Genomic DNA, 13864 nt, shown 5'->3' with positions numbered 1-13864 from the left:
TGCTCTGGTTTCACAAGGGAGGTGAATTTACTTCGATTATACGCTAGCTACCTTTAAAGGCATACGCGCTGATTAGGCGGTTTAACCGAACCGTCAATGTAGAATGCTGCTTGGCTTTTTTCACAGGAAAGAAGCACGCGATAATAGATAAACTTATCAAACTACCGTTGAGGTGAACACACCAACGAAAAAGCATGGATGGTTGATTATCTGTTGAGCATCGCTTATCTTATCGTTTAAGCTTTCCAATAAAGCTTGATCAAGTAAAAAGTCATTCGAGTAGTTGAGTATGGTTTAACAACACGTAGGTACGACAGGGGAATAGTGCATGAACAGCGGCAAAGTCAGAATTTACGAATTATCACGGGAATTGAATTTGGACAACAAGGAAATTTTGAGCATCTGTGAAGGACTCAATATTGCAGTTAAAAGTCACAGTAGCACGATTACAGAATCGGATGCCCAACGGATTCGCACGACAGCCGAAAAATATTCTGACCAACTAGCAGCTGTAAGCAATACAGAAGGTGAGTCATCGGCAAATAAAGGTTCTAAGTTAAGCTCTGGTAAATTAATTCGACCTCCCAAAGGGGAGCGGAAGCAGCAAATTGTCGAGCTCCGTAAGCACAAACGCAGTTCTGGGAATACTTCTAGCCAGAGAACTAATCAAATGGCAATCCCACCCCAACCTCCCATCAAGCCGACTGCTATACCCCCCCGTCAGCCTAGCACTCTCAATCGACCTAAGCAGGTCACTGAAGAGGACACCAAGATTAAGCAGGATACTAAACCCGAACTAGCCGCTAAACCCGAACTAGCCGCTAAACCCGAACTAGCCGCTAAACCTGAACCAGCGGCTAAACCCAAACCAGAGGCTAAACCCAAACCAGAGGCTAAACCCAAACCAGAGGCTAAACCTGAACCAGCGGCTAAGCCTGAACCAGCGGCTAAAGCTGAATCAGCGGCTAAAGCTGAATCAGCGGCTAAAGCTGAATCAGCGGCTAAACCCGAACTAGCGGCTAAACCCGAACTAGCGGCTAAACCAGTCCAGAAGGTGTCACAGGATAGTACTGCCTCACCTAAGGTTACAGAAAAACCAAAATTAACTGGACCGCCTGTCAGACTATCACAACCAAAAACTCAGCCTTCTAAGGTTGAGCGACCGATCAAATCAAACCAAAAGGGTTCTTCGGGTTCAAAGTCAGTAAAGAGTCCAACTCCTAACAAATCCCCTGTTATCAATAAGCAGTCAACCAATAAGCAGTCAACCCCTTCGGAAACATCACCACCAAAACGTTCTAGTTCACCAAGGCCGACCATTCCTGAACTCCAGCGACCTCCAAAAAGAACCAAGCCAGGTCTTGACAAGGACAATTCTCAAGTAGCAGCAATGGATGCTGACTCAACGGGTCTGACAGAATCTGATCAAGACACCAACACCTTAGTCAATGAATCTGAGGAAATGCTCAAGGAGGTCAAGCTCTGGCGACCATCTGTCCCCCGACCTGCTAAGAAGAAAGAGTGGCAGGCAGAAAATGGGGAAGAAGAAGACAAAGTCCAGAAGGGTAAATCCGCCAAACTCAAGCGGCGACCTAAAATGATTCTGGATGATGAAGATGATCTCGAAACAGGATCAGATCAAAACGATAACAAAATCGATGGTTCATTTTCAGTTAGTCTTTCTCTGGCTCGTCCTCCCAAACCAAAGTCTCTGCAAAAACAGCAAACCCAACCAACTACTGCGAGTGTTAGCCACAGGAAGAAGCCTTCTAAAACCAGTAGTAGCAACAAGTCGGATCATCGCGATCGCCGTCGTACACAGAAAACTCAGCCCAAACGCCCAGAACAAATTGTTTTGAGAGACTCACTCACCATTAGAGACCTGGCTAATGAACTGGCTATTGCAGAAACTGACATTGTTAAAATGCTCTTCTTCAAAGGCATAGCTGTGAGTGTTACCCAAACTTTGGATGTTCCTACCGCCACAATGGTAGCTGAGGAAGTGGGGGTAAAAGTCGAGATGGAAGAAGAAGCCTCTGCTGCGACTAAGGTGGAAATGCTGGATGTCCAAGACCTGGAAAACCTCGAGCGGCGTCCACCTGTGGTGACAATTATGGGTCATGTTGACCACGGTAAAACGACTCTACTCGATGCCATTCGTGAAGCAAAAGTGGCTCAAGGAGAAGCCGGTGGAATTACTCAGCATATTGGCGCATACCACGTAGATGTTGAGCATGAGGATAAAATGCAGCAGGTTGTCTTCTTAGACACCCCCGGTCACGAAGCCTTTACAGCCATGCGGGCAAGGGGAACAAAAGTAACTGATATCGCTGTGCTAGTAGTAGCGGCTGATGATGGGGTGCAACCTCAGACCCTTGAAGCCATTAGTCATGCTAGAGCTGCTGAAGTTCCACTCGTGGTTGCTATTAACAAAATTGATAAAGCTGGAGCTCAACCTGATCGGGTTAAGCAAGAATTATCAGAACGGGGCTTGGTCCCAGAAGAATGGGGTGGTGAAACGATCATGGTACCAGTGAGTGCTATCCAAAGGGAAAACTTGGATTCACTGCTGGAGATGATTCTATTGGTCTCAGAGCTAGAAGAACTCTCTGCTAATCCGGATCGACCAGCAAAAGGTACAGTGATTGAAGCTCACCTAGATAAAGCCAGAGGTCCTGTTGCCACCTTCTTAGTGCAAAACGGTACGTTGCGGATCGGTGATAGCTTGGTTGTTGGTTCAGTTTTCGGTAAGGTCAGAGCCATGCTTGATGACCGAGGACAGCGAGTCGAACAAGCTAGTCCCTCGTTTGCGGTGGAAGTCCTTGGCTTGAGTGATGTTCCAGCTGCTGGTGATGAGTTTGAAGTCTTTGAGAGTGAAAAAGAAGCCCGGGCAGTTGCTGGTCAAAGAGCTCAACAGCAACGTCAATCTCGCCTGCAAACTCGCATGAAATCACGGCGAGTTACCCTCACTGAATTATCAGCCCAGGCTCAAGAAGGTGAACTCAAAGAACTCAACTTGATTTTGAAGGCAGACGTTCAAGGCTCGGTGGAAGCTATTCTGGGATCCCTCGAACAGCTGCCCCAAAATGAAGTGCAAATTCGAGTTCTACTGGCTGCCCCTGGGGAAGTCACCGAAACGGATGTGGACTTAGCGGCTGCTAGTGGTGCAGTTATTGTTGGCTTTAACACTACCTTAGCTCCTGGTGCTCGACCAGCAGCTGAACAGGAAGGGGTAGATGTGCGGGAATACAACATCATCTACAAGCTCCTGGATGATGTTCAAGGTGCTATGGAAGGTCTGTTAGAGCCAGAAGAGGTAGAAGAACCATTGGGTGAAGTAGAAGTTCGAGCTGTCTTCCCAGTGGGTCGTGGTGCCGTTGCAGGTTGCTATGTACTCTCAGGCAAAGCCGTGCGAAATTGCCGTTTACGAGTGCGGCGTGGTAGCAAAGTTATCTACGAAGGAGTTTTGGATTCCCTCAAGCGTGTTAAGGATGATGTCAAGGAAGTCAATGCTGGCTACGAATGTGGTATGGGTGTTGATAAATTCAACGACTGGGCGGAAAAAGATATCATTGAAACCTATCAGATGGTAACCAAGCGACGGACTCTCTCCCTGAAGTAGGGCTGAGGGGTGTTCTTACCCAGGCATCCATTGCCGGGTAGGTTGTTTTGTTTAAGGTTGAAGGTTAAAGGTTATTTAGACGAGTTGCTCTGTGGCAAGCTTGCAATTGTCAAGGTTCCATCCAAAGCAACTTTTAACCTGTTAACCGATAACCTCTAACCCTAACCCTGCCAAATTTTAACCATTCAATGTCGCTAAAAGCACAATCCTAAAAAAGCAGATAGGATAGTGTACAGGTAAGCTTAATAGTTTAGCACTTAAGCATTACTCAACTAGATTCATCTGTATTAAATCTTCGCGTGTGTGCATATGGCAAGCTTCGTTACATCCGAATCCGGACAATTAAACCACGACACTCAAGTTTGGAACAGTCTTAAACAAGCAATAGCCGCTAGTTCAGGATTTCAACGCTGGCAAATGGAACATCCCTTAGGTGAACAATTTCAGGATTATAGTCTTGATAGCCGAGTGCGTCGTTACTTACGTGAAACTCTAGAAATGCTTGCCTACTGAATAGCCAGATAGGAGTTGCTCCTATCTGGCCTGATTTATTGTGATTTTAATTTATGAGTGCTTTGTGGCAGAAACGGGCAAAGCAATACATAAGCTTGCTTAAAATTATTCCTTTTCTTCTTCCAAAAGGAAAAATATCATAAAATCCAAATTAGCAAATTAGTAGTGGTATTTGAGTAGTTGCATTTTAAAGATATACGTAGCTATAAGTCAACCATTACTCAGTTACTACCTCTGAACGTTTCCTGTCAATAGTCAGCGGTCAATGGTCAAAGGCGGCTGGACGAAAGACAAATGAGGAAGGATAATTAGCATTGCTGCTGATTTAGGAGTTGACATGGCCTTTGAATATCCTGATGACCTGAAATACCTTGATAGCCACGAATATGTGCGGCTTGATGGCGAAATTGCCACTATTGGTATTACCGCCTTTGCCATTGACCAACTGGGGGACTTAGTTCTTCTGGAACTCCCAGACATTGACGACACCATCGAGAAGGGTAACAAAGAAAATGACCAAAGCTTTGGTACCATTGAATCGGTCAAGGCCGTTTCGGATCTATATTCACCGGTATCGGGTACGGTGGTAGAACGAAATGAGGATATGATCGAGGCTCCTGAACAGATTGCAGAAGACCCCTATGGTGAAGGCTGGTTAATTAAAGTGCGGCTGAATGACCCTGATAACCCACTGGAGGGTGTCCTTTCTGCTGAGGAGTACCGTGCCCAAGTCGAGGCAGAGTAGACTATGACACTCCCCGCCCTGGAAGGACGGGGATTCTTGCTTGGCCTTTGGCCACGCTACGCGAACAATGGGGTGACTTGTTTAACCAGGCCGGAGCCAGGAAAAATAGAGGTCGCCTCTCCACAAGCGTATTTGGTTTATAACCTAGGTTTCGGTGTGCCCCACCGTACCTAAACTAATCAACAAATTAAGATAAACATTTTTTTAGGTATCTTAGACTTTCATAGACTTCCAAATCGTTAGACTTGATTGTGCAACCTGATTATCTCAAAACAGGTTTTTTACACTGTCTACTTATTTAAGATCATGTTCATCTAGAATACTATTTTTTTGTTATGTCTTTATCTTAGCACAAAGCCGTCCTGGAAGGACGGGGCGCGATTACCCAAATTTTTTGGTAAAAATCTGATCAGTAGGGTTGTCATAACTAAACCCAGCTGTATAAAGTTGTGTATCTAGAACCAATCTAGCAATACGTCTAGCTTGTCATATGCTAGGTTTTCATAGTGTATATTTAGAACTAAATTACTTTAGTTATAAATCGCTTTAGTTATACATCCGGGCTTTGTGTATCTATAGATTTACCAACTTAGGGGGTCACAGCCCTCAAAAGTGACCGAAAGATCTAAGGGCGCAACGCCCCACCGATTCTATCCATGGGGTTAGCCCGCAGGGAATTTATTCCCTAACTGTCCTTAGAACTTTTTTGATAATAAGCACCTACACATAATTAATTGCCTAGTCCCAATCTCTGTAACCCTTACATTGTAAGGCTTTGATTTTTGAAAAATGTGCAATTAATTTTGTGCACCTGCTTAGATCGACTATAATAGTAATTAAAGCAAGCAGCTCAAGGAGGTGCTTTTAAGGTGTTAGCAATGGAGTTCAAGGCTGTTATTAAAAAAAGCCAAAAAGTAGCCATAGAAGAAGCGATTCGGACGGCAAGATTTGTCCGTAACAAGGTTTTACGCTACTGGATGGACAATCGTGGAGTAGGCAAGAAAGAGCTTTATCGCTACAACACCCAACTAAGAGACGAATTCAAGTTTGTTAAAGATTTAAATAGTCATGCTTGTCAAGCCTCGGTCGAAAACGTAGAAAGGGCAATTAAGCGCTTTTTTGATAACTGCAAAAAGAAAGTCCCAGGCAAGAAAGGTTACCCTCGCTTCAAAAAGCATTCTAGATCGGTGGAGTACAAGCAATCTGGATGGAAATTGTCCCCGGACAATAAATCCATTAAGTTCACAGATAAGAAAGGTATTGGCAATGTCAAACTCAAAGGTACCTGGGACTTGTGGCGTTTCGACCAAAAACTAATCAAACGAGTTCGCATTGTTCAAAGAACTGATGGCTATTACGTTCAGTTCTGTATCAAAGTAGACAATCACGAACAATTAGAAGCGACTGGTTTTACTATCGGTTTGGACGTTGGATTAAAGGAGTTTTACACAGATTCTGATGGCTACTCCGAACCTAATCCTAGATTCTACAGAACAGGAGAAAAACGTCTAAAATTTTATCAACGCAGAGTTTCTCGAAAAAATAAAGGCTCATCCAATCGTAGAAAAGCTATTAATAAACTAGGTAAGCAGCACCTCAAAATAAGTAGGCAACGTGAAGAACATGCCAAGAGACTGGCACGTTGCGTAATCCGGTCTAACGACCTGGTCGCCTATGAAGATTTGAGGGTTCGTAATATGGTTAAAAACCACTGTATTGCCAAATCTATTAATGATGCAGGTTGGTATCAATTTCGAGAATGGTTGGAATATTTTGGTCTAAAGTTTGGTAGGATAACTGTTGCAGTGAACCCCGCCTACACGAGTCAAAGTTGTTCCAACTGTGGTGAAGTGGTGAAAAAGTCTCTATCAACTAGAACCCATATTTGTAAATGTGGCTGCCAGTTAGACAGAGACCACAACGCTGCCAAAAACATTTTAACGAGAGCCTTGAGTACGGTGGGGCACACCGGAACTGTTCTCAACGCTTGGGGAGAATTGGCCTCTACTCTTCTTGGTTCCGACCTGGATGAGCAAGCTGACTCGTTGAACCAAGAATCCCCCTGATTCTATCAGTGGGGAGTGTCAACCCCACCTTCGCTGCTTAATTCAAAAATTGGTTTACTATGCAGAATTTGGATATCCAGGATCAAAAAAATAGAGCAAATACTCAGTCGTTGTTGAAATCTGACCCTATTCTTTCCGCATCACAAACATTACCATCTACCGATGCTTTTGTCAATCGACATATAGGTCCAAATCCAGATGCAATAGAGCAAATCCTCAACGTCCTGGGTATATCCACTATAGATAGCCTGATTGAGCAAACTGTACCCGCCGCTATTTGGCTTAATCAACCTCTGCAGTTACCAGCGGCACAAAGCGAGTATGCTGCCCTGGCTCAGCTAAAAGAAATTGCCTCTAAGAATCAAGTATTCCGGTCTTTCATTGGCATGGGCTATTACGACTGCATTACCCCACCTGTAATTCAACGGAATATCCTAGAAAATCCAGGTTGGTACACGGCTTACACCCCTTACCAAGCAGAGATTGCTCAGGGACGACTCGAAGCACTACTCAACTTCCAGACTATGATTATAGACTTGACTGGTCTGGAAATTGCTAATGCTTCCTTGCTGGATGAAGGAACAGCGGCAGCGGAAGCTATGAGCATGAGCTATGGTCTGTGTAAAACCAAAGCCAAACACTTCTTTGTTTCCCAAACCTGTCATCCCCAAACTATCGCAGTGGTACAAACCAGGGCTAGACCTTTGGGCATTGAGGTGATTGTTGGTGACCACCGCACCTTTGAATTTGACCAAGAGATTTTTGGAGCTCTGCTTCAGTACCCAGCAACGGATGGCACCATATACGATTATCGGGAATTTATTGATAAGGCTCATAGTGCTAAAGCCTTAGTAACTGTGGCAGCTGATATTCTAAGCCTTGCCCTGCTTACACCCCCAGGGGAATTTGGGGCTGATATTGCCATAGGCTGCACCCAGCGCTTCGGTGTTCCCCTAGGATATGGGGGACCTCATGCAGCTTATTTTGCTACTCGGGCAGCTTATAAACGGCAAGTACCAGGACGTATCGTTGGTGTATCAAAAGATGCTAATGGTAAAGCAGCACTGCGCTTGGCACTGCAAACCCGTGAGCAACATATCCGTCGTGACAAAGCCACGAGCAATATTTGTACTGCCCAAGTGCTCTTGGCGGTGATAGCTTCAATGTATGCAGTTTATCATGGGCGAGAGGGAATCAAAGGTATTGCCGAGAGAATTCATCAATTAACGGTTATCCTAGCGGAGGGACTGAAACGCTTAGGTTACAGTATTAGCTCAGAACCGTTTTTTGATACCTTGCGCGTAGAATTAAGCGATCGCTCTGTGTCAGGAATTATAGAAGCAGCTGAAGCAGGTCAAATTAATCTACGTATTATTGATTCAACTACTATCGGGATTTCCCTGGATGAGACAACGACGGCTAGGGATTTAGTAGACTTGTGGGAAATTTTTGCAAGTTTAGGGGAACCAAGCAGTGCATCCCTACTCTTTACTGTGGAAGAGTTGGCGGCTGAGGTAACACGTAAGGTGGCAGCTGATTTTAATGAACCGTTTGCTCGCCGTAGTACCTACTTAACCAACCCAGTATTCAACCGCTATCACTCAGAAACGGAGTTACTACGCTATTTGCACCGTCTGGAAAGTAAGGATTTGGCTCTAAACACGTCCATGATTCCTTTGGGCTCGTGTACCATGAAGCTGAATGCTACTGCTGAGATGATGCCAGTGACATGGCCGGAATTTGGCAAGATTCATCCCTTTGCTCCGGTCTCCCAAACTCAGGGATATCAAATTCTATTCCAGCAGCTGGAAGAATGGTTAGCAGAAATTACTGGCTTTGCTGGCATTTCTCTTCAACCTAATGCTGGTTCCCAAGGGGAATATGCAGGATTACTCACTATTTGTAAGTACCATGAAAACCGGGGAGAAAGCGATCGCAATATCTGTTTAATTCCTACTTCTGCCCATGGTACCAATCCCGCCAGTGCGGTAATGGCTGGTTTAAAGGTGGTGGCTGTTGCTTGTGATCAGATGGGCAACATTGATTTAGATGATTTGAGGAAGAAGGCCGAGCACCATAGCCAAAAACTAGCTGCTCTGATGGTGACTTATCCCTCTACCCATGGTGTGTTTGAACAAGAGATTAAAGATATCTGTGCCATTGTCCACAACCATGGGGGACAGGTTTATATGGATGGGGCGAATATGAATGCCCAAGTGGGATTGTGCCGTCCAGGGGACTTTGGGGCAGATGTGTGTCACCTGAACCTGCACAAAACCTTCTGTATTCCCCACGGTGGGGGTGGACCTGGCATGGGACCAATTGGGGTGATGCCTCACTTAGTACCATTCCTACCCAAAACCTTACAGTCTCAACCTTCCACTTTATCTATTGGTGCAATTTCTGCGGCACCCTGGGGAAGTGCCAGCATTCTACCGATTTCCTGGATGTATATTGCCATGATGGGGAGTGCGGGGTTAACTGAGGCGACTAAAGTGGCTATTCTTAATGCTAATTACATGGCTAAGCGGTTAGACCCTTACTATCCTGTTCTGTACAAGGGGAACAATGGATTAGTGGCTCATGAGTGTATTGTGGATTTGCGATCGCTTAAAAAGTCTGCGGGCATCGAAGTGGATGATATTGCCAAACGCCTGATGGATTATGGTTTCCATGCCCCAACGGTATCCTGGCCTGTAGCAGGGACAATGATGGTGGAACCTACTGAAAGTGAGTCGAAGGAGGAACTCGACCGTTTCTGTGATGCCATGATTGCTATCCGCCAGGAAATTAAAGCGATTGAATCGGGTCAGGTAGACCAAACGGACAATCAGCTGAAGAATGCTCCCCATACAGCAGAAGCCTTGATGGTCAGTGAATGGACTCATCCCTATACCCGTGAGGAAGCCGCATACCCTGCATCTTGGTTAAGGGAACACAAGTTTTGGCCTGTGGCAGGGCGCATTGATAATGCCTTTGGGGATAGGAATTTGGTTTGTTCTTGTGAAGGGATGGAGGCCTACATCTAACTCCAAAGTCAAGTTGGGAGTGTGGGGAGATGGGGAGATGGGAAGATGGGGAGATTTTTATTTAGGGTAATTATCCTGACCAAAACAATGGGTTTCAAGCCCCGTCCTTCTAGGACGGCTTTTCCGGAATCTATCCAACAAAAGGTGTATACTTTATTAAGTGTGTAGCCTAGCACAGGCAGGATTCGTCGGTACTGCCTCCAACCCCAACGACGTAAAGCGATGCTAGTACACGAGGCGCGAAAAACCTCTCAAACGCATGGATCTTAACAGATACCGAAACCCAGTAAAGTAACGAATCAAAATGATAATGTACCGTGGGGCACACGGAAACAAGGATTCGGAGATTCTGAATCTTAAACGCTTAGGGAGATAAGCCCACTGGGGTTAGTTAAATTAGGCTTGATTCTTGGTTATTTATAACGGGTTTACGGCTTAAGTATTGCCTTCCAGGATAGCTAACTTTAAGGTATATCGCAGAACTAAGAATCCCCGCGCCTTAAGGCCGGGGAGTGTCAAATGATATAACTCGGTTATTAACGGGGGTTAGGGTGATTCCGACTCCCGACTCCCGACTCCCGACTCCCGATTCCCGATTCCCTACTCCCTACTCCCTACTCCCTACTCCCTACTGAGTATTAACGTGGTGAACCAAACACCTGCACCCAGTAGTGGCGATAGGGGCTGGAAGGATCGCTGACATAACCAAAGCCAATTTCTTGATACTGAGGCTTGAGTATATTACGGCGATGACCAGTGCTTCCCATCCATTGCCTAATGGTTTGAGCAGGAGTCGAGTAACCTGCAGCAATGTTTTCACCAACATAGGAATATAGATATCCTGCTGCTTTAGCGCGATCGCTTATTTTAGAACCATCCGAACCAGTATGACTGAAAAAACCATTGCGCACCATATCTTCAGCGTGTAGCTGTGCGGCTTGACTTAGCTCAGCAGAAAGCTGTAATGGTGGCAAGCCAGCTTTTCGCCGTTCAGCATTGGTTAGTCCAAGCAACTCAGTATTGAATTTAGCTAAGGATGAGCTACTGGTTAGCACAGTTATCTGCTCCTGAGAACCTCTCTGGAGGGTGTTATTGGAATAAGTGTTAGCCACAACTGAGCTAGACTGAAGCGCTATTTCAGATAATCCGAGCAAAGTAAGCGGAGCAATTGCCAAAAATTTAATTCTATGCATAAATCACCTGATGGGACAACATCTGCAATAGATCCGATGGCACCCGGTAGCCATTAAGATGGCGCTAGATAGATAGAGCAATCCTATTCAACTTTTGAAGGGGATTGCTATGTATATTGACTAACCGTCCCCTGAAAAGGTTCCCTAATTCTTTTATGGGAAATTACCAGGGGAGGTTTTTTTGCCTTCGCTTAGCGTGGCCGTTCGCGTAGCGTGGCCTAAAGGCCAAAAGGGCATCGCATTTTCATTTTTTATTCAGCTATCAGCTATCAGCTATCAGTTATCAGTTATCAGCTTATGGGCTACGGGGACACTACTTAAGATGCTTTTGAATAAGCGATGCAGTGGCCTCACGGGGGTTCCCCCCACTCGCGCTTTGCATGGCTGACAACAGGTAATCATTTTTTTGATCTGCTGAGAGCTGACGGCTGACGGCTGACCGCTGACCGCTGAGAGCTTAATGCTTAAACTCTTTAAAAATAACGTTTCTAGTAAAAATAACGTTTCTAGGAACGATGACGAATCACTCCCGGTAACTGTCGCAGCACATCATTTTTATATCGAGCGAATTTTTTAATGGCATCTTGATTGACAATATTCTTTTTAGGAAGATTAACCGTAATCGTTTCTTCCATGTGCCATGGATCAAAGTTTTCCCAGTTTTCAAAGTAGGCTTGCAAGTACAGCCAATAAGCTAGATCGATCTGAGCATCGTATACAATCAGGATACATGGCATTGGTTCTTTTAACCATGGCTCTATGTCTGAGCGTCCTAGGGGAAAGCCTATGGTTTCTTTGTCAGCGGCTAGCATGCTCAGAAAATCCGTTGCCTTTAGCTTGACGTGAATTTTACCATTTTCAAGTTCACAATTGGTATCATAGGTAAAGATAATCAAGTCAAAACCATAGGTATACTCAAGTTCAACTCGTTCTACTGAGTAACCACATAAGAATACATATCGTTCCACATAATTGATACAGAGATCAGCAATAATTTGTTCTCTCGGTCTTGAACTCTCCATGGTTTGAAAACACGTGGATTCTAAGCTGTTGTCACTTCGCTGGTTAAAAGCACTAAGGTGCGCTTTCCGTTTGAAGAATTTAATTACGGGGTCGCACCTCTGCGTGACGCTTCACGATAGGATCTAGATAGTGAGTCTAATCTGTATCGTTGTGGCAGGTTCAAAACTGCTCTACCGACCTCGACTAGGGGAAACCCTAGTTGTGTCGCTACTTTTCTTAAAATATTGCAAGCTCCGTTGCAGTCGGCATTGATTAATTCGCCTTTTCCAGAGCGATAAAGTCCACGCAAAACTCTCTTGCCGCTTGCTACCCACCCCTTAGGTTTCTCGCCAAGTACAGGTAGGAAGTCGCGATCTAAAAAGCTGGCTTTACTCGTATAACTTTCTTCGGTTTCAACAAATTTGATTCCGTACTCGACACACAGTTGCTCAATTCGATTCTTTAATTTAGCGGTAGGGATCTGTACAAACTGCTGATTATTCTTTTTGCCAATATTGATACTGTCTTTATTACGCTTGTTCCAGCCAAAGACTATTGTACTAATTTGGTTTCTTTGACACCAATTAATAATAAATCTAGCCACCTTGTTCACGTTGTCACGCATTTGCCGATTGCGCTTCTCGGTCAAAGAAGCCAATCGCTCATCCCAGTAGTCTTGAGATTTTCCTTTCTTGATCGCAGCTACACGTTTGTTGTACCACTGGTTTTGTGATTTAACTTTTTTGCCATCTATAATGAAAGACTTTCCCAAGTTAGAGACACAAGTTAGCCAGTTATTGAGACCTGGATCTATGCCTAGGACATTGTTCGTCTGTAGCACTGGTTCAGGGCTTGGTCTTTCATATACAAATTCCAGGTAAAAGCAACCATTCCTTGGGACAAAGCGATATTCCTTGATTGATTTGAAATCGATATTAGATGGCATTGGTAGTAAAAAGTGGTCAATACCAAACCAGGCTTTGATCTGCTTTCCTAAAGTAAACTTGAGTTGGCCTTTTACTAACTTCACCCACCGAGCGGGATAACTAACTACAGCCAGACCTCCCTTCTTGCGGTACTTCGGAACTCTAGGTTTATCCGCTAATTGCCCTTTGTCATATAACTTCTTGAGGGCTTTGTAAGATTTAAAAGACTCAATAACTCCGTGTAATGTTTGTTGGGCACAAGCGGATCTCATTGCCTTGAAGTGAATGTTGGTTTTCATTATTTTGTCCAACTCGGAATTATTGAGGTATTTGCCAGTTTTGAATAGCATTTGACGGCAATAATATAACCCGCAATTGGTCAACTTATTTGCTTCTGAACAGATGAATTCTATAACCCCTTGGTTTTCAGGTGTCGTAGCTATTAAATGTTGCTGACAACCGTACATATTCTATCGATATTTTAGGCTATTCTAATTATATAGCCTAGAAATTAAGGGGTCAAGCAAATGTTATAAAAAACTAAGATAAAAGTTGGAAGACCGAGTTGACATGGTGTGCGAAAAAAATCCTATAGTGTCATGACTACAGAGACGGCTTGGAATGGATTAAAAGAAATGGCTAAAGATTCTGGTTTAAGCCTTTCTGAGTTCCTGGAAACCCTAGGGAGGACAAAACAGCTTCCATGACACGATAGCCGTATGGGAATCCCGGTACGCTCCCCGGCCACCTAATTTATTGGGTGGCTAA

At 44.6% G+C, this 13864-nt stretch carries 11 protein-coding genes; 8 read left to right on the top strand and 3 right to left on the bottom strand.

Features of this window, described 5'->3' with window-relative positions:
• Positions 1–328 precede the first annotated feature (328 nt).
• From infB to BJP34_RS49730, 8 genes are all read left to right on the top strand, one after another.
• A complete protein-coding gene (infB, locus tag BJP34_RS32440; RefSeq protein ID WP_070395888.1) occupies positions 329–3622 on the top strand; it encodes a translation initiation factor IF-2 in 3294 nt (1097 codons plus the stop codon).
• Between the two features lie 309 nt (positions 3623–3931).
• Positions 3932–4135 carry a hypothetical protein gene (locus BJP34_RS32435; RefSeq protein ID WP_070395887.1) on the top strand — a complete coding sequence of 68 codons (204 nt, stop codon included), beginning with the start codon at positions 3932–3934 and terminating at the stop codon, positions 4133–4135.
• Positions 4136–4472: 337 nt separating this feature from the next.
• Positions 4473–4880 carry a glycine cleavage system protein GcvH gene (gcvH, locus tag BJP34_RS32430; RefSeq protein ID WP_070395886.1) on the top strand — a complete coding sequence of 136 codons (408 nt, stop codon included), beginning with the start codon at positions 4473–4475 and terminating at the stop codon, positions 4878–4880.
• A gap of 3 nt (positions 4881–4883) precedes the next feature.
• A complete protein-coding gene (locus BJP34_RS45025; RefSeq protein ID WP_158517596.1) occupies positions 4884–5054 on the top strand; it encodes a hypothetical protein in 171 nt (56 codons plus the stop codon).
• 695 nt (positions 5055–5749) lie between these two features.
• Complete coding sequence (locus BJP34_RS32425) at positions 5750–6946, top strand: RNA-guided endonuclease InsQ/TnpB family protein (RefSeq protein ID WP_070395885.1); 1197 nt, start codon at positions 5750–5752, stop codon at positions 6944–6946.
• Between the two features lie 59 nt (positions 6947–7005).
• Entirely contained in the window at positions 7006–9975 is a 2970-nt protein-coding gene (gene gcvP / locus BJP34_RS32420; RefSeq protein WP_070395884.1) for an aminomethyl-transferring glycine dehydrogenase, read from the top strand.
• 21 nt (positions 9976–9996) lie between these two features.
• Positions 9997–10143, top strand: coding sequence for a hypothetical protein (locus BJP34_RS45020; protein ID WP_158517595.1), 147 nt, complete (start codon positions 9997–9999; stop codon positions 10141–10143).
• A 344-nt stretch (positions 10144–10487) separates the two neighbouring features.
• A complete protein-coding gene (locus BJP34_RS49730; protein WP_267876424.1) occupies positions 10488–10610 on the top strand; it encodes a hypothetical protein in 123 nt (40 codons plus the stop codon).
• A gap of 3 nt (positions 10611–10613) precedes the next feature.
• Here the strand turns inward: BJP34_RS49730 and BJP34_RS32415 are convergent, their stop codons facing one another.
• The 3 genes from BJP34_RS32415 to BJP34_RS32405 all read right to left on the bottom strand — a co-directional run bounded on the left by BJP34_RS32415 (position 10614) and on the right by BJP34_RS32405 (position 13563).
• On the bottom strand, positions 10614–11150 hold the full coding sequence (locus BJP34_RS32415; protein ID WP_229424133.1) for a CAP domain-containing protein: 537 nt from the start codon (positions 11148–11150) through the stop codon (positions 10614–10616).
• 524 nt (positions 11151–11674) lie between these two features.
• Positions 11675–12190 carry a DUF4365 domain-containing protein gene (locus BJP34_RS32410; RefSeq protein WP_070395883.1) on the bottom strand — a complete coding sequence of 172 codons (516 nt, stop codon included), beginning with the start codon at positions 12188–12190 and terminating at the stop codon, positions 11675–11677.
• A gap of 83 nt (positions 12191–12273) precedes the next feature.
• Positions 12274–13563, bottom strand: coding sequence for an RNA-guided endonuclease InsQ/TnpB family protein (locus BJP34_RS32405; protein ID WP_083305462.1), 1290 nt, complete (start codon positions 13561–13563; stop codon positions 12274–12276).
• Positions 13564–13864 lie beyond the last annotated feature (301 nt).

Origin of the sequence: Moorena producens PAL-8-15-08-1 (assembly GCF_001767235.1) — a bacterium.
Taxonomy (GTDB): Bacteria; Cyanobacteriota; Cyanobacteriia; order Cyanobacteriales; family Coleofasciculaceae; genus Moorena; species Moorena producens_A.
This window is presented reverse-complemented; position numbering and strand designations above follow the sequence as displayed.

Excerpts from the sequence above, each read along its gene's own strand:
- infB (WP_070395888.1), top strand. The coding sequence starts at position 329 with ATGAACAGCGGCAAAGTCAGAATTTACGAATTATCACGGGAATTGAAT.
- BJP34_RS32435 (WP_070395887.1), top strand. The coding sequence starts at position 3,932 with ATGGCAAGCTTCGTTACATCCGAATCCGGACAATTAAACCACGACACT.
- gcvH (WP_070395886.1), top strand. The coding sequence starts at position 4,473 with ATGGCCTTTGAATATCCTGATGACCTGAAATACCTTGATAGCCACGAA.
- BJP34_RS45025 (WP_158517596.1), top strand. The coding sequence starts at position 4,884 with ATGACACTCCCCGCCCTGGAAGGACGGGGATTCTTGCTTGGCCTTTGG.
- gcvP (WP_070395884.1), top strand. The coding sequence starts at position 7,006 with ATGCAGAATTTGGATATCCAGGATCAAAAAAATAGAGCAAATACTCAG.
- BJP34_RS32410 (WP_070395883.1), bottom strand. The coding sequence starts at position 12,190 with ATGGAGAGTTCAAGACCGAGAGAACAAATTATTGCTGATCTCTGTATC.
- BJP34_RS32405 (WP_083305462.1), bottom strand. The coding sequence starts at position 13,563 with ATGTACGGTTGTCAGCAACATTTAATAGCTACGACACCTGAAAACCAA.